Source organism: Acinetobacter sp. ANC 4805, from assembly GCF_022549495.1.
Classification (GTDB): Bacteria; Pseudomonadota; Gammaproteobacteria; order Pseudomonadales; family Moraxellaceae; genus Acinetobacter.
The window spans coordinates 117,266-141,174 of sequence record NZ_JAKZGD010000003.1; the positions used below are offsets into that span (position 1 = coordinate 117,266).

The window sequence follows — 23,909 nt, forward strand, 5'->3', positions numbered from 1 at the left end:
ATTAGCGGATATAGTCAGTACGTGGTTGATTGACGTAAAGCTTAAATTCATCAATAGAACCATAGCTTTGTAATAAGGTGGCCAAAGATAAAATATATTTATATGAGTTAAGTGCCATTTCAGTTTTTAAAGCACTTAAAGCATTTTGTGCGTCAATCACTTGCGTTGCAGTACCCATACCTTCTTTAAATGAAAGTTGTTGGATTCTTAAATTTTCTTGAGCTGCTTTGGTATTCTGGGTAAGTAATTGATGGCTATTTTGCGAAGAATTTAATTCACTATAAGATTTGTATAAAACATTTTCGACTTCTTGTTTTGTCCGTTCAGTCATAAGCTCTGCTGCATATTTTTTGAGCTCGGCGGCACGGATATTTTTATTATTGTCTATACCTGAGAATAAATTGTATTTTGCCATCACACCAACAATCCAATTTTCTTTGCTATCTAAGCCGTATTCTCCAAAAGCAAAAACATTTGGTTTTTTAGAGGCTTGTTGAACTTTCACATTTTCATTGGCCAATTCAGTATCTATTTGTAGTTTTTTAATCAAACTTGAGTTCTGATCATAATTTGCAAGTAATTTATCTAATGAATGATTTTGAGCTAAATTGACAAAAAGAGGGGTAGTGAGTTTGAGGTTCTCTTTGGTTTGTAATAAATTCTGTAAGCTAAACTCACTTGCATGTAAATTGGATTGGGCATTTTGATAGGCGCGTTCAGCATTGTTTCGTGCAACTTCAAATTGCATACGCTGTCCCTTGTTAATAAATCCTTGTTTTTCAAGTTTTAGTGCATTGTTATAATGCTGTTGCATGGCATCAAAATTAAATAGTGCAGAATTTAATAATTGTTGTTGTAATTGCACATTGAAATAAGCCTGAATCATTTCAAAGCGTTGTGTATCTTGTTGTTGTTTTTCACTGATATTGGAACGTTGGGCTTGAATATTCGCAATTTGTTTAGCGCTATTAATTTTCCCTCCCATATACAGTGGCATCACCATGGATACTGACGTGCGAATATCACGATCTTGAACAGTGACATCTAGGTTGTTAGGCACTTTATTTAAACCATCGCTCACCACTTGGTCAAAGCCTTGGCTGACTTGATCAATCACATCAGGGGGAAGTACATTTTCCCATTGAGATAGTTTTTCATCGAAACCATTGGTGAGCGAGTTTTCTAAGCGACGCTTACTTGACTCAAGCGGCACGCTGGTTTCACTATGAAAAGCATAGGCACGGGCATTTAAATCAATTCGCGGTAGACCTAAATTTTTGACGGCTTCCATTTCCAATTGCGATGCTTGTCGTAATGCCTGTTGCGCTTGTGAACCATAAGCATTTTCCACAACATATTGTTCAGCTTGGTTATAACTAACGGTTTGAGCAAATGATGATGTTGAAAATAGGGCACAACTGATGAGACTCATACATAAGCTGAGCTGTTTTGGAAACCGTTTGACCTGAAAACTTGGTCGATCATGTCGTTTCAACATTAGAGTATATCGCAATTTAATCATATCCTTGGATAGTCTAAATTCTTTTTATAAAATTGAAATATTATGTTTTTAATTAAATAGTTATATCACTTCAATTGGTGTATTGAATTTGTAAAAAATAGAGCTTTTAATCTATAGGGAACAAGGAGATAAGTATTGCTCTATACACTCGAAAACAATAGAAATAATCAAAACCTGATTGAAAAATTCAACAGTTTTTTGCACTGAAATTGAAATATTTCCTCGATAATCTGCTGCAAGCTTCGCTAATCTATGATTAAATCCCCATTTCAATTTGTTTCACTTTGACAAGGGAAAACTCATGCGTGCTTATAATTTCTGCGCTGGTCCTGCTGCATTACCTACTGCCGTTTTAGAAAAAGCTCAACAAGAAATGTTGGATTGGCAAGGTAAAGGTTTGTCGATCATGGAAATGAGTCATCGTAGTAATGACTATGTTGCTGTAGCGGAAAAAGCTGAAGCAGATTTGCGTAAGCTCATGAACATTCCTGAGAACTATAAAGTCTTGTTCTTACAAGGTGGTGCATCGCTTCAATTTTCAGCAATTCCTTTAAACTTGCTCGGCAAGAATGCGAAAGCTGATTATATTCATACAGGTATTTGGTCTGAAAAAGCATTAAAAGAAGCTAAACGTTATGGCGATATTAATGTAATTGAAGCGGGTACGTTGATTGATGGTAAACATGCCATTACTGAGCAAAGCACTTGGAATCTTTCAAACGATGCTGCTTATGTACACTATGCAGATAATGAAACGATCGGTGGTTTACAATTCGCGGGTGTACCCGATGTGAATACTCCATTGGTCTGTGACTTTTCTTCAAGTATTTTGTCTGCGCCATTAGATGTTAGCAAGTTCGGTTTAATCTATGCGGGAGCGCAAAAGAATATTGGCCCTGCGGGTTTAACCATTGTCATTGTTCGTGATGATTTGTTAGATCAAGCAAAACCTGAAATTCCAAGTATCTTGAAATATTCAGACCAAGCCAAGAATGATTCAATGGTGAATACACCTGCGACTTATGCATGGTACTTATCAGGTCTTGTATTTGAATGGTTACTTGAACAGGGTGGTGTAGATGCCATGTATCAAGTCAACCAAGAAAAAGCAAAATTACTCTATGGTTATATTGATTCTAGTGATTTTTATAACAACCCAATCGCGATTCCAAATCGTTCAATGATGAATGTACCATTCACGCTTGCAGATGAAGCACTTGAGAAACTTTTCTTAAAAGAAGCTGAGCAAAATCATTTGTTGAATCTAGCAGGTCACCGTTCTGTGGGGGGGATGCGTGCCAGTATTTACAATGCTGTACCATTAGAAGGTGTACAGGCATTAGTTAACTTTATGGATGAGTTCGCGAAACGTCATGGTTAAGCAATAAAGTATAAAAAAAGCTCTCATCATTGAGAGCTTTTTTATAAATATAATCTTGGTCTAATAATCAGAATAAGCCAATATGATGAAAAATGAGCGCAGCTAGAAACATACCTAACAAAAAAAAGCAAAATGCGCCAACATCAAGTTTAAGCCCGTGATCACTTGCATGAAGCAGACTGGTGGTCGTTTGTTCTGGTATAATTTTCATTAGAACGCCTAGAAATACTATTTATGTGATTTTTTGTCACTTTATACCATTTTTAGCATAAATATTCGCCTGAATCCATAGGTTGCCGCGAATATATTCACCAATGTTAAAGTTTTTATACAAATCGTTTTTAGTCGCAATACGAATTAAAATTGCAGGTAAATCATCTTCTAAAACAAGGGTGACATCATAAAGGGCATATTCATCTTGCATAAATTGCATGGTAGTTTTACCGACGATATTACCTTGGAACCAAGCTTCATCTTCTTGACCTAAGGTTTCACCATATAAATATGCCACCATTTTAGAGAAATCAACCGTGACAGGTTCATGATCTTCAGGGGTTTGTGGTTGCCAGTCATTGATCAATTCTTGTAAATTTTCTGGTGCAACACCATTATGCTCAGCCAAAATTGCATTTAAAGCACGATGATGTTTAATTGATGCAGGGTCATCAACAATAATTTTTTCGTTTTCAGCAACAGTTTCTAGCTCATATGCCCAAGCATTTAATTGAACTTGATAGCTTTGGTTTTGATCATATTGAGCATTATTCACACTGAACAAATTATCAAATGCATAAACAACTGTATTTTTATTTAAACTTAGACGTAATACAGCTTGGGTAGCCGAATTACAGGTAATAATGCGCTCAATATTTGCTTCATATTTATAAGGACTTTCAAAACTTGGGAATGCTGTTTTTAATGTACGTGGTTTTTGATCTTCAACCGCAATAATTTGATTAATAGATATTGCTTGACCACTGGGTCCCTGAATTAACCAAAATGATTGATCCATCTCTTGTTCATCTTCACATAAGCCCATCGGCATGACAGGTGCATCAAGTGCCAATCCTAACCATTTGGGAACATCAGTTTCAGGCGTATCTGTCAGTAAGTTCCAATGCTCAACATGATTACCGAAATTTTGATCTTGAATTTTAATGGTTTCTGGACTGTTTTGATTTTTCATAAAGCATGATGCTAAAAAGATTGAACTTACTCTATTAAATCGAGGGTAACATCAGTTTTTCAAGTCTGGATATGTAATTCTATTCATTTATTTCCTTATGCTGAATCTAAATAGATGATCTTAACTTTAATTTCAGGTGAATCTGCTACACTACATTTTTTATTTATATGAGCTTGTGCCAACGTGCTGCCATTTAAATTATGGGTAGATGCCGATGCTTTACCTAAGATTTTACGTGAAGTGATTCTGCGAGCCTCTGATCGTTATCAATTAGAAGTAACTTTTGTTGCCAATCAGAATGTTGGGATTACACCCTCTCTGCGCATTAACTCAATTCAAGTGATGAGTGGGGCAGATCAAGCAGATAAAGAAATCGTAGATCGTATGCAAGAGAATGATATTGTCATTACACAGGATATTCCGCTTGCAGCACAAGTGATTGAAAAAGGTGGAATTGCAATTCATCCTAGGGGTGAAGTCTATACGACAGCAAATGTCAAGGCACGTCTGCATTTACGTGACTTTATGGATACTTTGCGTGGAGCTGGTGTCCAAACAGGTGGGCCACCGCCGATTTCAGAGCGAGATAAACGTGAGTTTTCGAGTTCTTTAGATCAAACGATTTTCAAACAAAAGCGCAAAACTGCTTCTTGAGCTGAATATGCCATCACGTATTAACTTAATGCTCACTTATGGTTTGCTTGTGTTTATTTGGGCAACCACACCTTTAGCAATTGTTTGGAGTGTGGCAGATCTACACCCAATGTGGGCATTGGTTTTACGCTTTTTTATTGCATTGCCTTTGGCAGTGTTGGTATTACTACTGTTAAAAATTGAATTTCCAAGACATAAAGTCGCATTATTGAGTTATATCGCAGGTTCTTTAAGTCTGATTGGCTCACAAATTTTTACTTATGCTGCAACGGCTTATTTAAGTTCTGGTTTGATTGCATTAATGTTTGGTTTAGCACCGATTATGGCTGGGCTGATTGGGCGATTTGGCTTTCAACAAAAATTAGCAGCTTTGCAGTGGTTAGGAATGGCGACATCTATTTTTGGATTAGCCTTGATTTGCCTAAGTGGTAGCCAAAAGCATGTACAGCCCATTGGGATTATGATGATGTTGGTGAGTGTTTTTGCTTATTCTCTGTCTATTTTTCTAGTGAAAAAAATTAATGCTGATGTCCAACCGATGGCGCAAGCCACGGGTTCAATTTTAGTGTCTACTGTATTGGCTTTTTTATTATTACCTTGGATTTGGCAATATATTCCCACTCATTTGCCTTCGGCTAAGTCCTTATTTGCGCTGATTTATACCATTGTGATGGCATCGTTGATTGCAATGTTTTGTTATTTTAAATTGGTACAAAATTTAAAGGCAACGACCTTATCGCTAACAACAGTAATGACCCCGATGTTAGCGATATTGATAGGTGCTTACCTGAATCATGAACAATTGTCGGCGCAGGTTTTTGTCGGTGCAACGATCATTTTATTTGGCTTATTTCTCTATTTTTATAAAGATTTAAGTGCATATCGCCGTCTAAAATAGACTAAACCATTAGCTTTGATGACCTTCCGTGAACTGTGATTCCTGCATACTTTCTGCCAATTTTGCACGATCCTGTGGGTTGAGCGTAATAAAGTAAGCACCGATACGGAATTTACCTTGTTCGTCTGCTGTACTATAAGCAACTTGTGCTGTTGCAGCGATGTGAAAGTAATTTTCGGGATGGCTTAACGTGATATGAATATAGGTTCCTTCATTAATATCTTGCGAGCTAAAGAAGCTTAAACCATTCTCAGAAAAGTTCACTTGTTCAGGGACAGGCAGTAAGGATTGCACGATATTGTCATAGAAAGAACCCGTAATCAGATTCAACTTCTGATTAAAAAGGGATAATATGCGAGCAATTTGTTGATCTTTTTCATTTAATTGTTCTAATTCGTAGCGAAACGCATGATCAAATTGATCTAATTCAGCAAGTAGTAGAAAATAGCGTGGCAATACAAAGTGAGAATCATAAGGATCATTCAGCGCAACATCGTCGGGAATGACTTGATAGTTGATTCTTAACACAGCATCAATACGAGACATTACTCGACGTTCAGAGTTGTCCTCAACAAGCTGATGTTGTGAATTTTCCATAATAAATCACCTCGGACTAGATGGTATGTTTAAGCCAATTTCGCTGTATATAGGGTTGAGATACACTCGTGCTCGGCGAAGTAATCATTTTATTTCTTTTATTGCCTTGGTTTCCATGATTGGTTTGACCCTTGGCGTCGCTGTCCTTATTACAGTCTTATCTGTTATGAACGGTTTTGACCGTGAATTAAAAAATCGTGTTCTTGGAATGGTTCCACAAGCCACAGTTTCTTCTACTCAGATACTAACAGATTGGCCTGAGCTTGTAAAAAGAGTTGAACACCATCCGCATGTGACAGGTGTTGCACCATTTACTCAATTGCAAGGGATGTTAACCGCTCAAGGGCAGGTTGCAGGAATTATGGTGACAGGAATTGAGCCTGAATATGAAAAGAAGGTTTCAATTATCCAAAATCATATGGTGGCTGGTGATTTAAATGCGTTAAAGAAGGGTGAGTTTGGTATTGTTCTTGGGAAGGACATGACTGATGCGCTTGGTCTCGGTTTAAATGACAATGTCACCTTAGTCTTGCCTGAAGCAACACCATCACCAGCAGGTGTGGTACCACGTTTTAAACGTTTTAAAGTCGTTGGAATTTTCAGTGTAGGCGCAGAAGTTGATTCGATGGTGGGATATATCGCTTTGAATGATGCTTCTACTTTATTACGCTTGCCAGATGGTGCGCAGGGTGTGCGATTAAAGTTAGATGATATTTTTGCAGCACCCTCCGTTGCAGATGATATCGTGAAGCAATTACCAAGTAATTTCTATGCATCAAATTGGACGTATACGCACGGTAATTTATTCAATGCGATTCAAATGGAAAAAACCTTGGTTGGTTTGCTCCTTGTTCTCATTATTGTGGTTGCAGCATTTAATATCGTCTCATCACTAGTAATGGTGGTGACGGATAAGAAATCTGATATTGCGATTCTGCGTACTTTAGGTGCTTCACCGTCCATGATCACTAAAATTTTTATGGTACAAGGTACTGTGATTGGTGTCATTGGGACGATTGCAGGGACAGTGTTAGGTGTAACTTTAGCATTGACCATTAGTGATATTATTTCTTGGTTCAATACTGCTCTAGGTTTGAACTTGTTTGATGCTTATTTTGTTCACTATCTGCCTTCATATCTCAGATGGCAAGATGTTACGGTAATTGTCACTGTTTCATTATTGATGAGTTTTTTGGCGACAATTTATCCTGCATTACGTGCAGCCAAAGTTCAACCTGCTGAGGCATTACGTTATGAGTAAGATCGTCTTGGAAGCCAAAGATATTTATAAACATTTTGATGATGGTAAAAGCAAAGTTGAAGTGATTAAAGGTTTATCACTTCAAGTAAAAGCAGGTGAGTTTGTCTCAATTGTCGGTTCGAGTGGTTCAGGTAAAAGTACGTTATTACATGCGCTTGGTGGCTTAGAGCAGCCATCGCAAGGACAAGTCTTTTTGCAAGGTCAGCGTTTTGATAATTTAGGTGAGGCAGAGCGTGGTTATAAACGGAATCAATATTTAGGTTTTGTTTATCAATTCCACCACTTATTGCCTGAGTTTTCTGCCTTAGAAAATGTAGCCATGCCTTTAATGTTACGCAGTGAAAGCAATTTTAAAGATGTAAAAAAACAAGTTGAATATCTACTTGATCGAGTTGGTTTATCACATCGTATGGATCATAAACCTGGCGAGTTATCAGGAGGGGAGCGTCAACGTGTTGCTTTGGCTCGTGCGCTCGTGACCAAACCTGCGGTTGTTTTAGCCGATGAACCAACAGGTAATTTAGATCGTAAAACGGCACTGAGTATTTTTGAGCTGCTAACAGATCTCAAGAAAGAGTTGAATATGGCGATGTTAATCGTCACTCATGATGAGCAATTGGCTCAATCTGCGGACTCAATTTTGCATATGCAAGATGGCTTATGGATTGATCCTAAATAATTTATTTTGTACAAGCTCTTGTTAAAGCCCTGAAAACGGGCTTTAATTTTGCCTTTAGAAAAATCAAAAATTTCATTACAAATAAATGTTAAAAATTATTTTATTGGGTTGGATTGCTGGTATTGCAGTCATGGGGCATCACTTCACTGTTGTTGGAATGACATGGTGGATTTGGTTGGCTGTTGCAGTTGCAATATTTAGTTTTGGGTTATACAAAAAAGAATATTATTTCTATCACCCTTTTTATAAGGCATTCGTTTTAATCAGTGCAAGTTGGGGCTTATTTGCTACAGGCTATCATTTTGCAGATTCTGCATTAGAGCAACGACTTCAGTTGAAAGAGTTTGAGGCACAGTCTTTTGAAGCGATTATTTATATTAAAAACATAGATGAATTAACCGAAGATGGTCATAAACAAGTTGCTGAGGTTCTTAATCGACATAAGCAACCTGTTAATTGGTTGCTCTACTTGCAAGAAAATAAAGGTCAGTTGAATCAGAAGCCCTCCTTACAGTTGGGTCATTATTATCGAATTTATGGTCAAATTAAGCCTGCACATAGCTATGCGGTTGCGGGTGCATTTGATCAGGAAAAATGGTTTTTGCAGCAAAATATTATGTCTGCATTTTCAGTGCAGTCTATTCAACCATTAAGCTCTGATGAAATTTACCGTTTGGGCTATCAACGACATTTAAAGCAACAAAAAAGTATGCAAGCCAAGTTGTTATTGAATGTTGAAATCATGCGTTTGGACTTTCGGCAGATGTTGAATACTTCAAACTTGCAGCACAAAGGTTTACTTTTAGCATTGCTGACAGGTGATGAAAGCCTGTTATCCAATACCTTAAAACAACAATTTCAACAGCTTGGAATTTCGCATTTATTGGCGATTTCAGGCCCACATGTATTGATCTTTGCTTTGATGTTGACCTGGTTCTTACAACGCTTGGTACAATGTTATTGTCCACAAATATATTTATGGCAGCCGAGACAGATTTTGGTGTTATTGCCATTCTTGTTGAGTGTGCTGCTCTATGTTGCATGTGTTGGTTTCGAAATTCCTGCGATGAGAACGCTCTTAACGGTCTTGATTGCGAGTCTTTTTCTTTTCTTTCGGCAGTCAATTCGACCGTTTAGCATATTGATTTATAGTGCAAGTTTATTATTGCTGTTTGATCCCTTTAGTATCTTATCCGCAGGTTTTTGGCTCTCGTATGGTGCGTGTTTTATTTTACTTAGAATTTATCAAACTATCGTACAATTACCAAAAGATCAGCCGCTGACATGGATACAAAAAATATTTTTAGCTGCTAAAGCTTTGATTGAATCTCAATCTAAAATTTTTATCGCTTTACTCCCTTTGGTTTTGATCTTCTTTCAGCAAGTCTCTTGGGTTGCCCCATTGAGTAACTTAATCGCAATTCCTGTACTGAGTGCTGTGGTTGTCCCATTGGATATTCTTGCTGCATGTGTTTGGCTCACCATTCCAGTTTTAGGAAAGTTTTTATTCCAACTCAATGATTTTGTATTGTCTTTATTACTGTGGATGCTTGATACGTTACAGCAGATTGCACCTCAGTTATATGGTGTAAGTTATACGCCTTTGATGATGCTAATGTTTATTCTTGGTCTGATCATCTTGTTTATGCCAAGAGGGACGATTCCGAAAGCTTGGGCTTTGATTTGTTTTCTACCGATATTGCTTGGAGTGAAAGTACAGCCAACAGTTTTGAATATTTTAGATGTAGGGCAAGGACAGGCTATTCTTTTACAACATCCCGAACAAACCGTCATGATTGATACGGGTGGTTTGTATAATGAAACTAAATTTAGTTTAGGAGAGCGCGTTGTTATTCCATTTTTAAGGCAACAAGGCATACGTTATTTAGATCATGTGATCTTGTCACATCTTGATCAAGACCATAGTGGTGCATTTCCAGTGATCCAAAAAACCTTTGCAATTACTCAGGTACAGTCAAATGAATATGATCAAAAAATGCAGTTCAAAGATAATTTTTCATTTTGCCAACAAGGTCAGCATTGGTCATATCCTAATCTGAACATTGAAATTTTATTGCCTAGATCGGAGGAGCTGATTTATGCAAAGGACCAGCAAAATGAATATTCTTGCGTGGTGTATTTACAATTTTTGAATGCACAACCTTATCAAAACTTTTTGATTATGGGCGATGCAGATTGGGAGGCTGAATATAAATTATTACAGCAATATCCCGATTTAAAAGTGGATGTTTTGATACTGGGGCATCATGGCAGTAAACATAGTTCTGCTTATGATTTTCTAGCGACGTTAAAACCTAAATTGGCAATTGCCTCAGCAGGGTTTGATAATCGCTATGGTCATCCGAGTCAGGAGTTGAAAAATCGTTTACAGGCTTTAAATATTCCATTACTGACGACAGTTCAAGCAGGAACGATCAGCTTTGTTTTTGAAAATCGCAAAGTTGAACTCAAACAACAAAGACAGCAAATGAGATGGCTAGAGAGAAAATAGCCTAAGTTGCTTGTATTCGATTGACGTTCCTGAAAGCCATATTCTATGTAATCGAGTTGACTCGGCTTAAATTAAATATTCTCTTGTTGTTGAGCCTGTCTACGAACTTCAGCAACTTTCGCTAAAGCCTCATCAGCATCAATATCATAAATCCGATTTAAGCTTGGGTGAGCGCTAAATCGTTTATAACTCCAATGATAATGCATAGGATAGCGTTGAATTAGATTTTCTAAGGTTTGATGAATGAGCAGCGTACCATCTTCAGCACTACCTTCATAAATTTGAGGATTGATAGGCTCGATATGCATATCAAAGCCACCTTGATCATTTCTCATGGCATAAATAAATAAAGCCTCAGCTTTAGTTTTTTGAATGAGTTTTGCGCTCAAACTACTAGAGGCAAGTGGAATACCAAAATAATTGATCATTTCACCGCCATGATCAGGGGTGTGATCAGGCAAAATTGCTGTGGTTCCACCTAATTTTAAGGCTTTAAAAACTTGTCTAACACCACTTTCATCAGTAGGAACAAGATTCGCTTGCTCACGACTACGCGCATCACGGACAAAACGGTCAGCACCGGGATTTTTAACAGGCTTATAAAGGATTGTCATTTGTGTGTACTTCGATAGCCATGCATTCATAACTTCCCAAGTCCCAAAATGAGGAATGACGAGGACTAACCCTTTTTGCTGTGCCAAAGCTTCATGAAAATAATGCTCGCCATGAATCTTTTGAATACGCTGAATGTTTTTCTCATTTGATGCCCCCCAAATGCTCACAAATTCAAAATAAGAGGTCAGTTCATTTTTAATTGCTTGTTTTTTTAATTGATTTATTTCTTGTTTAGATCGTTCAGGAAATGCAATCTGTAGATTGAGCTGTATGATTCTTGATAATTTAGAAAGCTGAAGCGCATTGATCAGTAACGCAACAAAGCGTGCGATAAAACGACCTAATTGAAGTGGCTGATGACTCAGGATTTGTATGAGACGGTAATTGCTATTTGTTGATTTGGGGGCTGCCATATATCAAACATTAAAAAAATTACAAGAGAAGAGTATAGCGTATAAAATAATTATAAGTTAAAACAAGTTATTTAAACAGTTTTCTATAAATCCGCGTATATAATAAAGCCACTTTACAATATATTGGATTGGAATCTTATGTCCGATTGGCCACCAAAACCACAAAATGAACCTACAAATAGCAATAATGTGACAGGTAAAGAATGGCAAATTTTAGAAAAAGCTGTTTTAGCTTCTGTCGAAGAACAACGTCGTAGTCGCCGTTGGAGCATTTTTTTTAAATGCTTAGGTTTTGCATATTTACTTATTGTATTGATTGCAATGACTAAAGGATGTTCGACTTCAGCAGAGAAATCAGCCACAAATGTTGGCAGTGATCATTTGGCGATTGTTGATATTATAGGAACAATTGATTCATCTAGTGGTCAATCTACAGTCAATAGTGAAGATACCAATAAAGCATTAAATCGTGCATTTGAAGCGACAGGCAGTAAAGCAGTTGTTTTAAATATTAACTCTCCTGGTGGTTCACCAGTCCAATCAGATGAGATTTGGCAAGAGATTCGTTATCTGAAAAAACAACATCCAGATAAAAAAGTTTATGCTGTGATTGGTGATATGGGAGCATCTGGTGCTTATTATATTGCTTCTGCAGCAGATGAGATTGTTGTTAATCCATCAAGCTTAGTTGGCTCAATTGGTGTGATTATGCCGAACTATGGTTTGAGTGGTTTAGCACAAAAACTAGGTGTTGAAGATCGTACTTTAACTTCTGGGAATAATAAAGATATTCTGAGCATGACGAAACCAATCAATCCTGCACAGCAAGCACATGTACAAGCAGTTTTAGATAATGTGCATACACATTTTATTAATGCAGTCAAAGATGGTCGTGGTAAACGTTTGAAATCAAATGATCCTACAATTTTCTCTGGTTTATTTTGGACAGGTGAGCAAGCGATTGCACTTGGCATTGCAGATCGTAGTGGTAGTATTACTACGTTGATGCGTGATCTTAAAGTAGATCAAAAAGTGGATTATACCGTTCAACGTAATCCATTAGAGTCTATTTTAGGGCGTATGGGTACGAAAATTGGTGAGGGGATTAGCAGTTCTCTTACAGCACAATTGGAAACCCAACAAAACGCAAAAATACAATAATGTATAGATAGTCATGTATTTCGATTAAAGCTTGGCTTTATTGAAAAATATATTGCTCATACTCAGGCTGTGAAATTCACAGCCTTTTTATTCTAAACGTAACTGGACAGTTCTCCCTTTTAAATTGCAAAGCATTTGCAGCGCGAGATAATCGACCCATCAATACATAAATTGAAAGACAAACTTATGAAACCTTTGATTCATTTTGCACATGCCAATGGTGTTCCTTCTAAAGTTTATCAAAAGCTATTTGACCAGTTAAAAGATCAATATGACATTATCTGTGTGGCAGAGATTGGCACGGATAAACGCTATCCGATTACACATGGTTGGACGTATTTGGTTGATCAAATCATTGATAGTATTGTGCAACAATCACAAGGTCGAAAAGTCATTGGTCTAGGACATTCATTAGGTTCTGTATTGACATTGATGGCGGCTTATCGTCGCCCTGAATTATTTTCTCAAGTGATCATGCTTGATCCGCCATTTATTATTGGTAAAGCTTCTTTTGCTTTTCATCTTGCTAAAGTGTTTAAGCCTAAATTGGTCGATAAAATTACGCCAGCAGGCCTATCAGTACGTCGTCGCGATCATTGGGAATCTCGAGAACAAGCAGCAGAGCTGTTGGGTTCAAGAGGGTTTTATCAACACTTTGATGCAGATTGTTTCCAAGCTTATATTCAGCATGCTTTGAGCAATGATCCGTTGAAGGGTGGTGTGACTTTAACCATTCCGAAAGTAGATGAGGTTGCAATGTTTAGAACCACACCTTCGATGTGGTGGTTACCAATGCCAAAACCTAAAGTGCCTGTTCATTTGGTCGTTGGTCGTGAAAGTGTGTTCTTAAAACAGAAACTTCCTCAAGTCGCACAGCGAAAATTGGGTATTCCTTTTTCAGTTGTTAATGGTGGGCATATGTTCCCATTAGAGCATCCGATGGAAATAGTAGAGAAAATTAAAAGTTTAGTGGTGTGATTGCTTAGATGACAAATGTTGAAATTATTCTTAATGTACTCAGCTTCTTGGTTATGGAAATGAAAGTAGCCAAGCAAGAGTGCTGATTCTTTGACGAGTATCGACTAAAGGTTGAATATATAAATAATTTTTTAGATATATTTAGTCTTTCGCTAAGCAATCTACAAGAGCAAGAGGAACTCATAAGATTATTTGATCAATTTAATTATAAAAACTGGCAGGAAATTGATCAGTATTCTTTTTAAGAACAAGTGAGTATTACTTCTTTCTTAGCTTGAAAGTTTTTTATTGTATTTAAATAGCGAAAATGATGTGGATGAAACCATGGCACGGCTAAATCTTTTTCAAGAATTTTTTTGTGTTATCTCTTTAAGCCATAAAAAAACACATCCGAAGATGTGTTTTATTTTTAGAATTGAGCAAATTGAATTGGTCGTTCTAAAGGTTTTTTATTGAAATATGCTTGACCGTTTGTCCAAGTGAGTTGACCATTACATAACCATTCTGCAACCTGAGGGTAGATGAAGTGTTCAAGCTCATGCACACGTTGTGCTAGGCTTTCTACATTATCATTCAAACTCACTTGAATTGCAGATTGCGCAATACTTTGTCCAGCATCAAGTTCAGCAGTGACAAAGTGAACGGTGCAACCATGCAGGCGATCTCCAGTATTTAATACGCGTTGATGTGTATTAATCCCTTTATAAACAGGGAGGAGAGAGGGATGGATATTTAACATTTTACCTTGCCATTTGCTGACAAAGTTTGGTGTTAAAATACGCATAAAGCCTGCAAGAATGACTAAGTCAACTTCCCATGCAAGCAATTGCTGATGCATCGCATCGTCAAAGCTTTCTCGATCTGGGTAATCTTTATGTGAAATAACAGCGGTTGCAATATTGGCTTTCTCAGCACGTTGTAATGCATAGGCATTAGCTTTATTTGAGAGTACACCAATGATTTGCCCCGATAGATTTGCATCTATCAGGGCTTGTAAGTTGCTACCATTGCCTGAGACAAGTACAGCAATTCTCATTATGCAAAGATCACGCGAATTTTTTCGTCTGCACTTTCAACTGATTCAGCATTTTCTTGGATATGACCAATTTTCCATGCTTTTTCACCTTGAGCATTTAATAGGTCAATTGCTTTATCAGCTTCGCTTGCATCAACAGCGATTACCATACCAACGCCACAGTTAAATGTACGATACATTTCAAAACGTTCTACGTTACCTTCACGTTGTAACAGTTGGAATAGTTCTGACCATTCCCAGCTTGATTCATCAATCACAGCTTGTGCGCCATTTGGAAGAACGCGAGGTAAGTTACCTGGCAAACCACCGCCTGTGATATGAGCCATTGCATGGACATCAACTTGTTTGCAAAGTTCGAGTACAGGTTTTACGTAAATGCGTGTTGGTTCCATTGCAACATCTGCAAGTGGACGACCATCAACGATTTGAGTTAAATCAACATTCTTAACATCTAAAATTTTGCGTAGTAATGAGTAACCATTTGAGTGAGCACCACTCGATGCAACACCGATGAGTACATCACCAGATTTCACTTTAGTGCCATCAATAATTTTACTATGCTCAACTACACCAACAGCAAAACCAGCAAGATCATAATCTTCGCCTTCATACATGCCTGGCATTTCAGCAGTTTCACCACCAACAAGTGCACAGCCAGCAAGTTCACAACCTTTACCAATACCCGTGACGACATTTGCTGCAACATCAACATTCAAATGACCTGTTGCATAGTAATCTAGGAAAAATAATGGTTCAGCGCCACAAACGAGTAAATCGTTTACACACATTGCAACAAGATCTTGACCAATTGTGTCATGACGATTTAGGTTTAACGCTAAACGTAATTTTGTACCTACGCCGTCTGTGCCAGAAACCAATACAGGTTCTTCATAGCCTTTTGGAATTTTGCATAGTGCGCCAAAACCACCAAGACCGCCCATTACTTCAGGACGAGTGGTACGCTTAGCGACAGATTTGATACGATCGACCAGTGCGTCGCCCGCTTCAATGTCGACGCCCGCATCTTTATAGCTTAAACCAGTATTTGGGGTAGAAGTTGAGTTGCTCATAGTGAAGTCTCCGCATTGGCGGCAGATTATAACCTGAATATACGAAACTCTTATGTTATTTATGCTCGAAAATGCTATCTTTAATTAAATTTTTTTCCCATTTATAACGATTACACGAAAAAAGGCTAGATTTTATGCAAGATCAGGTACTACGTCGTATCTTTATCCTCGCTGGACTCGCATTATTACTCTGGGTGTTATATCTATTAAAACCAGTTGTATTACCATTTGTCGGTGCATTTTTTATTGCTTATCTCTTTAGCCCACTCGTAGATGTCCTTGTAAAAATTAAACTACCTCGTTGGTTGGCGATCAGTCTAGTATTTGTTGGGATTGGCGTCACGTTAACTGTTGTTTTATGGTTTCTTGTTCCATTGGTCTGGAAGCAGTTAATTTATGCACGAGATAGCATTCCTGCGGGTATCCATTGGGTAAATGGAACATTTTTGCCTTGGGTCTCCCATACTTTTAATGTTGTCCCAATGGAACTGGATACCGAGCAGATTTCCAAAGCGATCATGGAGTATATCCAAACGAATTACAGTGCGGATAGCATTCAAGTCATGGCTTTACGCTTAGCACAATCAGGTTTGAATTTTATCCAGTTGGGTGGTGTTTTTATCCTAATCCCTATCATTTCATTCTATTTCTTACTTGATTGGGAGCGAATGCTCCAAAGTTTTCGCCGTTTGATCCCTCGTCCGCATGAAGCATCAACCTTAGTCATTGTCCGCGAATGTCACAGTGTATTAGGTGCTTTTGTCAAAGGGCAATTCCTTGTGATGTTATTATTAGGCATTGTTTATGCGGTTGGTTTGCAACTGATTGGCTTGGAAGTTGGTTTAATTATTGGAATGATTGCAGGTTTGGCAAGTATCATCCCATATCTAGGATTTGGTGTTGGTATTATCGCCGCAGTTATCGCTTCATTATTTCAGTTTGGACTTGATTGGATGCAATTACTACTCGTTGGTATTGTGTTTATGATCGGGCAAATGATAGAAGGATATATCTTACAGCCGTTCTTACTTGGCGACAAAATTGGTTTATCTCCTGTTGCTGTGGTATTTGCTGTGTTGGCAGGTGCGCAACTCGGTGGTTTTCTGGGAATGTTGATTGCCTTACCTGTAGCGGCTGTGATTGTGGTGTTGCTCAAACATGCACGAGACCATTATGAAAAGAGTAGATTGTATGGATTACCAATCGAAGTCGTTGTTGTACAAGGTGAGACACAGCATATGCAGAGCAGAGCAGAGCGGGCTGAACTTGATATTGAAATCAAAAACTCGCAAGATACAGAGACTTCAAATTCGAATGACTTAAAGTAATTGAGGAAAACATTACCTATATGCGTCAACTACAATTAGACATTGAACCTCAATTGGATGCTCGAATTAGTGATTTTTCGGGACCAGGTTGGGGACCTGTCGTTGATGCAATTCGACAACTACATACTGGCTTAGTGAATCGGTTTTATGTGTATGGTGGTGCTGGAACTGGTAAAAGCCATTTACTCACTGCAATTTGCGATTCATATCTGGAATTAGGTCGCCCCGCAATTAAAGTTTCATTATTAGAATTATTGGATGCGCCTATTGAGGCAATTACTTCACTCGAATTTTATGATTTGGTCGCTTTAGATGATATAGATGCGATTAGTGGTGTACCTCATTGGCAAAAAGCTGTTTTTCATTTGATGAATAATCATGAGGGGCAGTTGGTATTCTCTTCTCGTGTAGCACCCATAGAATTAAAATTAGAATTACCAGATTTACAGTCTAGATTGACGCAAGCAGTGAGTGTGAAAGTTCCAAATGGTAGTTCATATACAGATCGACAAGCGTTGCTTCAATCTGTTATGACTCGACGGGGAATTCACTTTGATCAACAAATTGTTGATTACTTATTAAACAATGGGCCACATCAGGCTTCTGTTTTATTACAAACACTTGCTCAGCTTGAAAAAATGTTAAAAGGTGAGAAAACCAAGCTCTCAAATACAACATTGAAGCAAATTTATGCATTGATTGATGAATATCGCTAATCGCATAAAATTTCTTGAGTAATTTTGACAGCTATGACAAAGTACGCACAAAGGAATGTGGTTGCAAATTTAAGGTTTGCAATACTAAGAAAAATGAAAAATAGAAGGAGAATGGTATGCTCAAACGGACGCTTGCCTGCACTTTATTTGCGATTACTGGACATGTATATTCCGCGGATATTCAAGTTACAACATTAGTTGATGAAGACAAAGATGATACCGTTTGTTCATTACGTGAAGCCGTAACATTCTTAAATAATCGTACTCAGAAAGAATATGAGAATGGTTATCATGGTTGTGGTGATAAAGACGCCTCACCCATTATTATTTTACAGCGTGATAAAGAATATACGCTCAATAGTGCAATCCAAATTAAAGCAGCAATTACACTTAATACTGCTGTTAGTACAGATTTCAATGATAGTAAAAAAGGTTTAAATAACGCAACGATAAAAATGTTGGGTTCAGAAAGCTTGTTTATTGTAGATGATAATAATGTAGAAAAAGATCCATTATTGGTGAATTTTAATGAACTGAATTTAAAAGGTTCATCCCAAAAAGTGGTGGAAGGTGGATTAATTCTCAATCGTGAGATATTAACAATTAAATATTCACGTTTAACCAATGGTAATGCGACTTTAGGTGGGGCGATTTATAATAAAGGTTTGTTGTCGGATAAAAAAACTGCAGGCGTGGTTAGTATAAATAATACCATCTTTGAGGGAAATAAAGCAGATCAGGGGGCTGTCATTTATAGTGAAATTCCTCGTTATTCTATTACTCAGTCAGTGATACGTAATAATGAAGTAAAAACAAATGGTTCAATCTTATATGTTCAAACTGCTTATAGTGATAATGCAATTTCTAATGCATTAACCACAGGGCTTTTTGGGATGCGAAATGTAACTGTTTTTAATAATAAAGGTGGTTATGTCGCAAATATTCGTGGTGGAATGGTTCTTAATAATATCACCATGATTTACAATGATGCTGGATTGTATTTGCAAGCTCCAAAGTGGATTGTAACAGCTGCAACGGATACAACAGTCGCTAAATTAGACGATAGTGCATATATTTCTAATAGTATTATTGCTAAAAATAATAAAAATTGTGTCGCTGACAGTAGTGATTCGACTGTTATTCAAAGTAATCTAACTGAGTTGGAGTGTGATCGTAATGCTCCAGTTGGTCGCCCTAATTTTCTATTGAATACCGATTTACTTGCAGGTGGCCAACTTGAAGGGGATTGTGATTTACCACAAGATAAAGGCTTATTGTGTCCTTATGCGACCCCAAAAGATCAAATGTTGGGTTTCTTCCAACCAAGATTATTAACTACTTATAATTCATTGTCTGAGTCCTTAATTATTAATAAAGGACGCATTTTTAGTGATGGTACGACGACAGGGTTGATCAGTTGTGAAAGCTCAGATCAAAGAGGTAAGAGTCGAAGTATTTATGGTGAGTTATGTGATTTAGGAGCGATTGAACTCGTTGTCAACCGTAATGATGTTCAAATTGCAGGTCAAGATATTTTATATGGGCAGACTGCAAAATTTAGTATTGCAGACAGTTTGTTAGATGGTGAATTAGTTGCTCCAGAAGCATGTAAAGCAATATTTAAACGAGATACTGATGCGAATGGGCTTCCTTGGCAACCAGGTTGTCTTGAGGTTGAACAAACTGAAACAAAGTCCAAGGGTAAATTGACGCTCGATTCAAAAGGTAATGTTGTTTACGTTCCAAATGGTAATTGGCATGGTGCAGATAAATTTAACATACGTGTTATGACTTCAATTACTCGATTGAATGACCCTTCGAATTATTATATTGATATTCCTACGACAATCGTGCAAGACCCACCTAATAATTTTCAAAGCAGAACAGTGAACGTTGGTAGTATGGATTTTGGATGGATTCTAATAATATTCGGTTTGATTGGATTCAGACGTTTTAAATCATAATCAAGGATGATGAATGAGATGAAAAATTATAAAAAAACGCTGTTGGCGGTGATGATTGTTTCTGCTATGCCTTTATTGGCAGCAACGAGTAGTTCGGCACCCATTAAAGTCACAACTTTTGCTGATGAGAATAAAGATGATTCGCTTTGTTCCTTAAGAGAAGCACTAGCTGTTGCAAAAACTCGTGTATCTGCTCATGGCTGTGTGGTTGCGGATATTTATTCTAATGTTCAGAATATCCAGCTTGAAGCAGGAACGTATACTTTAAAGAACGAGCTTGTTCCAGAATCTGAAGTGAGTATTTGGGGGGCTGCACCAGCAGATTGGGACAAAGAAAATGTTTTAGTAAATGATGTTGCTAATCAATATCCTGCACAAGTTGAGTTAAAGAGTATAATTAAAGCTGGAAACTCACGTATTTTTAATACGATTTCAGGTAACAACCCTCTAACACTAAGTAATATAATCCTTACCGATGGTGTTGCGCCTAACCAAGAGAATGGTGGGGCAATTTATGCTGGTGCCAATGTAACCTTGCAAAGTACACAAGTTTTAAATTCTAAGGCAAGTACTGGTGCAGGAGGCGCAATTTATTTAGCTGGACTTTCTGCCTCAGTTACGGTCTCTAAAAGTATATTTCAAGGTAATGATGCTTTAACTGGAAGTATTGTTGCAATGGGCTGCTTTAATGATGCGGAATATTCAAAGCGGAATATTAGTTTTACATCAAGTAGTTTGGTCAAAAATGGATCTGAAAATTCATTAAGTATGTTGGAGTTTTGTGGCTTACCTACAGCTACATTAGAAGCGAATACAATTGCCAAAAATATCGCTAATTCTACTAAAGGTAATTTAATAAAATTTTCAGGGGATACGAAAGCAGGTACAGAGAATCAGAATAAGTCCAGTATTCTAAGTGATAGTAGTATCTTATCCTTAAAAAGCAATACGATTGTTGAAAATAAGGCATATACAACTTTTTTATATGATAAGCTCGGGGCAAAATATCTCGATTTTAATGTACTTGCTTATAATCAAGGGGGTTATTCTTGTCGTTATTTACTAGGTGATGTTTCAAAGCAAGAAAAAACTGGAATAAGTGTTTTTTATAATGCATTTTCACGAACAAGTAATGCTAAGTGTGATTTACCTGATGAATCATTTAAAGACAATACGACTAATGTTGATCTAACAAATATTCCTATGAGTGCAGTATTGAGTGGGATGATAGAACCTTCTCAATATACTGCATTTCTACCTTTGTATTATCCTAAGGTTGTTAGTGGTACAGGCTCTACTGATTTAGTCAATGTAAGCGTTGCTAATGTAACAGGTTGTAGTGATTATGATCAAAGAGGGCTAGCTCGTCTTGCAGATAGAGCTTTATTTTATCAACCAGATGCAAAAAATACGTGTGACATAGGCTCTGTTGAACTCATGCATTTAACTGCGGGGGATATCAATAGTATTTCTAATGCATCTCTAAGTACTTTAATTAATGAGTATAAAGGCCAATATGATTATTTTGATAATTTGGTGAAAAATCCAAATGATCAGAAATATCTTACGTATTATAAATATCGTTTAGGGCAATATAAAACACTAGTTGATTATTTCAATAAGAAAGAAAATCTAAAGTATCGTGCCATTTATGTTGATTTAAAATCACTTAAATTGCCATTGCCTCATGAAGTTGAATTACCTGATGGAAATCACCGTTTAGACTTTTTCAATTCAGATCTATACACGATTAAAGTGGATACCATAGGTGTTGGTATATTAAATGAAGCTGTTAATCAGGTTAGAGATGATGAAAATTTAGTCTGTAGTTGGGCACCTGAAATACAGCAAATTGTTGTTTATCGAAAAGATGATGCTGTTACACAGGATGGTGAGCAAGCTTTATGTAAATATACGATTACTTATAATGCTAACTCTACGGTTAAAACTGTTGGGTTAATTAAAGCTTCATTTCTAAATCAAGCACCTGAGGCTAAAGGTACTTCAGTGACATTGAAGTACCAACAGAAAGAGAAGGTGACGTTAAATTTACTAGCGTTGGCGAGTGATGCTGGAGATACGGGGCCGGGTGGGAAGGGACCAGAAACTAAACCAAATAAATCTGACTTTTGGATAAATGAGGATGGTGTTGAATTACCAATTCGTTTGTCAAATGTTCCGACCAAGAATCTAGTTATTACAGCAGATCGTCAAGGTAAGTGTCCTGCACCAGATCAGAAAGAAACGTGTTACGGTGGGAATATTTATATTCAAGAAGCGAATAGCTTCAACCCGTTTAACTTTTCTTTTAATTATCAAGTTTATGATAATGACTCGACACCTAAAATTTCCAACTCAGCAACAGTGAATGTGATTAGCACTGCGACGACAGTTGATGATACTCGACCTGCGACGAGTGGCGGTGGTAGTACTGGCGTTTTCTCTATATTGGGTTTAATTGGCTTGTTAGCATATCGTCGTTTTAGAAAATAACGATTAAAATAAAAATAGCGCCTTATGGCGCTATTTTTATTTTAGAATCTAAGAATTTATAAAGATAAATTTAAGCAATCGAGCTTTTAATGTTCCAAGTATTTGCTTAAATATTCTTCTCGAATGTTGACTTTCTCTTCTGTACTGGCATTTAGCATCCGTTTACGTAAGCTATTACGCTCTTGAGTGCTCATTTTTTGCCAAACATCACGCATTTTTTGTTTTTCATCTTCAGGAAGCTGAGTAAACCATTCCATTCGTTGTTGTAGCTGAGAACTTTGGTCTGTTGGAATTTCTTTTAGGCTTTGATAACGTTTAATGAGAACACGTTGCTCTTCTGGAGATAAGTTATCCCATGCTTCTTGTGTTGTCGGTTTATTCGGTTTTGAGAATACCCAAAAACGTTCTGAACCAGCAAAACTTGTTTGCAATAAGCCTAATGTACACACGACAAGGGCTAATCTTTTAGCTGCCATGTTGCACTTTATCCTCACCGAGTACCATTAACATTTCCATATCTTCAACCATTTGTGGTGAGAGTTTTGGATTCACAATAACTTGATTTTGTTGTTTATCAGTCAATTGTAAAGAACTTGGTAATACAACAATCCCCATAAGGGCTGCTGCTAAGGCAAAACCTCCCATTTTCCAGAGACTGTAATACGATGTTTGTTTGTTTTGTACAGTATCTAGAACATGATTCATCACTAACATCTTATTGTGATGTTGTTCTTTTGCAAGTTGATCGAGCTTGGAAGTCACTGATTTAGTGAACTCATCTTTATTCATTTGATGACCCTCCCGTATGTGGATTTAAATGCTCTAAAGCAATTCTAAGCCCTTGGATTGCACGATGATAATGGGTTTTTACACTACCTTCACTGCAACTCATAACTTGAGCAGTGGTCATGGTATCAAAACCTTCCCAAGCTCTTAACATAAATGCTTGTTGTTGACGTACTGGTAATTGGTTGATGGCAGCCTGAATTTCATCCATTGTGACTTCTTGGTTTAGAAATTCGAATGGATTTGGCGTAGATTCATCTACGACATCAATAATTTCCTCATCATCGTCTAAGCTAATTTTTTTGAATAATGAAAAAGGGGTCGCTCGACGTGCTTCTTTACGTCTCCAGTCCTGTAATTTGTTATTTAAAATCGTATAAAATAATGGATACCATTCTTCAATACTTTTATCTGAATATGATTTATGCAATGAGATAAAGGCTTCTTGTACCAAATCCATTGCAATGCCTTGCTGTCCCTGTGTTGCACTTTCCATCATCACAAGCGCACGACCTGTCACGTCCTGCATAAAAAAACGCAGACGTTGTTCAACCGTACTACAATCAGTACCGTTTCCAGTTCGAGCCTGTTTCGGTGCTAAATCCATAGAGATGGAAAATCCTGTCATGGATACCCACCATTATTTCAATTCATTAATT

Annotated in this window: 22 protein-coding genes; 12 read left to right on the plus strand and 10 right to left on the minus strand. The window is 37.3% G+C overall.

What is annotated here, in order from left to right; genetic code table 11:
- Window position 1: 1 nt before the first annotated feature.
- On the minus strand, window positions 2-1,498 hold the full coding sequence (locus MMP60_RS05090) for a TolC family protein (protein WP_241335268.1): 1,497 nt from the start codon (window positions 1,496-1,498) through the stop codon (window positions 2-4).
- Window positions 1,499-1,823: 325 nt separating this feature from the next.
- On the opposite strand from MMP60_RS05090, the gene serC reads away from it, so the two are divergent.
- Entirely contained in the window at window positions 1,824-2,903 is a 1,080-nt protein-coding gene (serC, locus tag MMP60_RS05095) for a 3-phosphoserine/phosphohydroxythreonine transaminase (protein ID WP_018677157.1), read from the plus strand.
- A 67-nt stretch (window positions 2,904-2,970) separates the two neighbouring features.
- Here the strand turns inward: serC and MMP60_RS05100 are convergent, their stop codons facing one another.
- Together MMP60_RS05100 and MMP60_RS05105 are read right to left on the minus strand one after the other, a co-directional pair.
- On the minus strand, window positions 2,971-3,114 hold the full coding sequence (locus MMP60_RS05100) for a hypothetical protein (protein ID WP_018677158.1): 144 nt from the start codon (window positions 3,112-3,114) through the stop codon (window positions 2,971-2,973).
- 36 nt (window positions 3,115-3,150) lie between these two features.
- The gene (locus MMP60_RS05105; protein ID WP_241335269.1) at window positions 3,151-4,089 is read right to left on the minus strand and encodes a hypothetical protein; all 939 of its coding nucleotides are present in this window, start codon (window positions 4,087-4,089) and stop codon (window positions 3,151-3,153) included.
- A gap of 186 nt (window positions 4,090-4,275) precedes the next feature.
- Between MMP60_RS05105 and MMP60_RS05110 the strand changes: the two genes are divergently transcribed.
- Window positions 4,276-4,743, plus strand: a complete 468-nt coding sequence (locus MMP60_RS05110; protein WP_277603683.1) for a YaiI/YqxD family protein — start codon at window positions 4,276-4,278, stop codon at window positions 4,741-4,743.
- A gap of 7 nt (window positions 4,744-4,750) precedes the next feature.
- On the plus strand, window positions 4,751-5,641 hold the full coding sequence (locus MMP60_RS05115; protein ID WP_241335270.1) for an EamA family transporter: 891 nt from the start codon (window positions 4,751-4,753) through the stop codon (window positions 5,639-5,641).
- Window positions 5,642-5,650: 9 nt separating this feature from the next.
- On the opposite strand, the gene MMP60_RS05120 is transcribed toward MMP60_RS05115, so the two are convergent.
- Window positions 5,651-6,238 (minus strand): PilZ domain-containing protein, encoded by a 588-nt coding sequence (locus MMP60_RS05120; protein ID WP_241335271.1) that lies wholly within the window; start codon window positions 6,236-6,238, stop codon window positions 5,651-5,653.
- 25 nt (window positions 6,239-6,263) lie between these two features.
- On the opposite strand from MMP60_RS05120, the gene MMP60_RS05125 reads away from it, so the two are divergent.
- From MMP60_RS05125 to MMP60_RS05135, 3 genes are all read left to right on the plus strand, one after another.
- Window positions 6,264-7,499, plus strand: coding sequence for a lipoprotein-releasing ABC transporter permease subunit (locus tag MMP60_RS05125; RefSeq protein ID WP_241335272.1), 1,236 nt, complete (start codon window positions 6,264-6,266; stop codon window positions 7,497-7,499).
- Entirely contained in the window at window positions 7,492-8,178 is a 687-nt protein-coding gene (lolD, locus tag MMP60_RS05130) for a lipoprotein-releasing ABC transporter ATP-binding protein LolD (RefSeq protein WP_018677164.1), read from the plus strand. Before MMP60_RS05125 ends, lolD begins: the two co-directional genes overlap by 8 nt.
- 85 nt (window positions 8,179-8,263) lie before the next feature.
- A complete protein-coding gene (locus MMP60_RS05135; RefSeq protein ID WP_241335273.1) occupies window positions 8,264-10,690 on the plus strand; it encodes a DNA internalization-related competence protein ComEC/Rec2 in 2,427 nt (808 codons plus the stop codon).
- Window positions 10,691-10,761: 71 nt separating this feature from the next.
- Here MMP60_RS05135 and MMP60_RS05140 read toward each other — a convergent pair whose 3' ends face one another.
- Complete coding sequence (locus MMP60_RS05140) at window positions 10,762-11,718, minus strand: lipid A biosynthesis acyltransferase (RefSeq protein ID WP_241335274.1); 957 nt, start codon at window positions 11,716-11,718, stop codon at window positions 10,762-10,764.
- 138 nt (window positions 11,719-11,856) lie between these two features.
- On the opposite strand from MMP60_RS05140, the gene sppA reads away from it, so the two are divergent.
- Together sppA and MMP60_RS05150 are read left to right on the plus strand one after the other, a co-directional pair.
- Window positions 11,857-12,879, plus strand: a complete 1,023-nt coding sequence (gene sppA, locus MMP60_RS05145; RefSeq protein WP_241335275.1) for a signal peptide peptidase SppA — start codon at window positions 11,857-11,859, stop codon at window positions 12,877-12,879.
- A gap of 186 nt (window positions 12,880-13,065) precedes the next feature.
- Entirely contained in the window at window positions 13,066-13,857 is a 792-nt protein-coding gene (locus MMP60_RS05150) for an alpha/beta hydrolase (RefSeq protein ID WP_241335276.1), read from the plus strand.
- A 409-nt stretch (window positions 13,858-14,266) separates the two neighbouring features.
- On the opposite strand, the gene purN is transcribed toward MMP60_RS05150, so the two are convergent.
- Together purN and purM are read right to left on the minus strand one after the other, a co-directional pair.
- A complete protein-coding gene (gene purN / locus MMP60_RS05155; RefSeq protein ID WP_277603678.1) occupies window positions 14,267-14,893 on the minus strand; it encodes a phosphoribosylglycinamide formyltransferase in 627 nt (208 codons plus the stop codon).
- Complete coding sequence (gene purM / locus MMP60_RS05160; RefSeq protein WP_241335277.1) at window positions 14,893-15,963, minus strand: phosphoribosylformylglycinamidine cyclo-ligase; 1,071 nt, start codon at window positions 15,961-15,963, stop codon at window positions 14,893-14,895. The genes purN and purM overlap by 1 nt, the downstream gene beginning before the upstream one ends.
- 134 nt (window positions 15,964-16,097) lie before the next feature.
- Here purM and MMP60_RS05165 point away from each other — a divergent pair, with 134 nt between their 5' ends.
- The 4 genes from MMP60_RS05165 to MMP60_RS05180 all read left to right on the plus strand — a co-directional run bounded on the left by MMP60_RS05165 (window position 16,098) and on the right by MMP60_RS05180 (window position 22,464).
- A complete protein-coding gene (locus tag MMP60_RS05165; RefSeq protein ID WP_241335278.1) occupies window positions 16,098-17,291 on the plus strand; it encodes a chloramphenicol efflux transporter CxpE in 1,194 nt (397 codons plus the stop codon).
- A 20-nt stretch (window positions 17,292-17,311) separates the two neighbouring features.
- Window positions 17,312-18,007: a DnaA regulatory inactivator Hda gene (gene hda / locus MMP60_RS05170; protein WP_241335279.1), complete on the plus strand. Its 696-nt coding sequence runs from the start codon at window positions 17,312-17,314 to the stop codon at window positions 18,005-18,007.
- A gap of 116 nt (window positions 18,008-18,123) precedes the next feature.
- The gene (gene rbtA / locus MMP60_RS05175) at window positions 18,124-19,971 is read left to right on the plus strand and encodes a rhombotarget A (RefSeq protein ID WP_241335280.1); all 1,848 of its coding nucleotides are present in this window, start codon (window positions 18,124-18,126) and stop codon (window positions 19,969-19,971) included.
- An 18-nt stretch (window positions 19,972-19,989) separates the two neighbouring features.
- On the plus strand, window positions 19,990-22,464 hold the full coding sequence (locus MMP60_RS05180; RefSeq protein ID WP_241335281.1) for a CSLREA domain-containing protein: 2,475 nt from the start codon (window positions 19,990-19,992) through the stop codon (window positions 22,462-22,464).
- A gap of 86 nt (window positions 22,465-22,550) precedes the next feature.
- Here the strand turns inward: MMP60_RS05180 and MMP60_RS05185 are convergent, their stop codons facing one another.
- From MMP60_RS05185 to MMP60_RS05195, 3 genes are read right to left on the minus strand one after another with little or no spacing between them, the layout of a single operon-like run.
- Complete coding sequence (locus MMP60_RS05185) at window positions 22,551-22,940, minus strand: DUF3106 domain-containing protein (RefSeq protein WP_241335282.1); 390 nt, start codon at window positions 22,938-22,940, stop codon at window positions 22,551-22,553.
- Window positions 22,930-23,253, minus strand: coding sequence for a hypothetical protein (locus MMP60_RS05190; RefSeq protein ID WP_241335283.1), 324 nt, complete (start codon window positions 23,251-23,253; stop codon window positions 22,930-22,932). The genes MMP60_RS05185 and MMP60_RS05190 overlap by 11 nt, the downstream gene beginning before the upstream one ends.
- Window positions 23,246-23,857 (minus strand): RNA polymerase sigma factor, encoded by a 612-nt coding sequence (locus MMP60_RS05195; protein ID WP_241335498.1) that lies wholly within the window; start codon window positions 23,855-23,857, stop codon window positions 23,246-23,248. The genes MMP60_RS05190 and MMP60_RS05195 overlap by 8 nt, the downstream gene beginning before the upstream one ends.
- Between the last annotated feature and the right edge of the window lie 52 nt (window positions 23,858-23,909).

What these genes read in the sequence shown, in the direction of transcription:
- MMP60_RS05150 (WP_241335276.1), top strand. Translation starts at nt 13,066, where the DNA reads ATGAAACCTTTGATTCATTTTGCACATGCCAATGGTGTTCCTTCTAAA.
- MMP60_RS05100 (WP_018677158.1), bottom strand. Translation starts at nt 3,114, where the DNA reads ATGAAAATTATACCAGAACAAACGACCACCAGTCTGCTTCATGCAAGT.
- MMP60_RS05165 (WP_241335278.1), top strand. Translation starts at nt 16,098, where the DNA reads ATGCAAGATCAGGTACTACGTCGTATCTTTATCCTCGCTGGACTCGCA.
- MMP60_RS05190 (WP_241335283.1), bottom strand. Translation starts at nt 23,253, where the DNA reads ATGAATAAAGATGAGTTCACTAAATCAGTGACTTCCAAGCTCGATCAA.
- lolD (WP_018677164.1), top strand. Translation starts at nt 7,492, where the DNA reads ATGAGTAAGATCGTCTTGGAAGCCAAAGATATTTATAAACATTTTGAT.
- serC (WP_018677157.1), top strand. Translation starts at nt 1,824, where the DNA reads ATGCGTGCTTATAATTTCTGCGCTGGTCCTGCTGCATTACCTACTGCC.
- hda (WP_241335279.1), top strand. Translation starts at nt 17,312, where the DNA reads ATGCGTCAACTACAATTAGACATTGAACCTCAATTGGATGCTCGAATT.
- MMP60_RS05135 (WP_241335273.1), top strand. Translation starts at nt 8,264, where the DNA reads ATGTTAAAAATTATTTTATTGGGTTGGATTGCTGGTATTGCAGTCATG.
- rbtA (WP_241335280.1), top strand. Translation starts at nt 18,124, where the DNA reads ATGCTCAAACGGACGCTTGCCTGCACTTTATTTGCGATTACTGGACAT.
- MMP60_RS05125 (WP_241335272.1), top strand. Translation starts at nt 6,264, where the DNA reads ATGTTTAAGCCAATTTCGCTGTATATAGGGTTGAGATACACTCGTGCT.
- sppA (WP_241335275.1), top strand. Translation starts at nt 11,857, where the DNA reads ATGTCCGATTGGCCACCAAAACCACAAAATGAACCTACAAATAGCAAT.
- purN (WP_277603678.1), bottom strand. Translation starts at nt 14,893, where the DNA reads ATGAGAATTGCTGTACTTGTCTCAGGCAATGGTAGCAACTTACAAGCC.
- MMP60_RS05195 (WP_241335498.1), bottom strand. Translation starts at nt 23,857, where the DNA reads ATGGATTTAGCACCGAAACAGGCTCGAACTGGAAACGGTACTGATTGT.
- MMP60_RS05180 (WP_241335281.1), top strand. Translation starts at nt 19,990, where the DNA reads ATGAAAAATTATAAAAAAACGCTGTTGGCGGTGATGATTGTTTCTGCT.
- MMP60_RS05115 (WP_241335270.1), top strand. Translation starts at nt 4,751, where the DNA reads ATGCCATCACGTATTAACTTAATGCTCACTTATGGTTTGCTTGTGTTT.
- MMP60_RS05090 (WP_241335268.1), bottom strand. Translation starts at nt 1,498, where the DNA reads ATGTTGAAACGACATGATCGACCAAGTTTTCAGGTCAAACGGTTTCCA.
- MMP60_RS05140 (WP_241335274.1), bottom strand. Translation starts at nt 11,718, where the DNA reads ATGGCAGCCCCCAAATCAACAAATAGCAATTACCGTCTCATACAAATC.
- MMP60_RS05105 (WP_241335269.1), bottom strand. Translation starts at nt 4,089, where the DNA reads ATGAAAAATCAAAACAGTCCAGAAACCATTAAAATTCAAGATCAAAAT.
- purM (WP_241335277.1), bottom strand. Translation starts at nt 15,963, where the DNA reads ATGAGCAACTCAACTTCTACCCCAAATACTGGTTTAAGCTATAAAGAT.
- MMP60_RS05185 (WP_241335282.1), bottom strand. Translation starts at nt 22,940, where the DNA reads ATGGCAGCTAAAAGATTAGCCCTTGTCGTGTGTACATTAGGCTTATTG.
- MMP60_RS05120 (WP_241335271.1), bottom strand. Translation starts at nt 6,238, where the DNA reads ATGGAAAATTCACAACATCAGCTTGTTGAGGACAACTCTGAACGTCGA.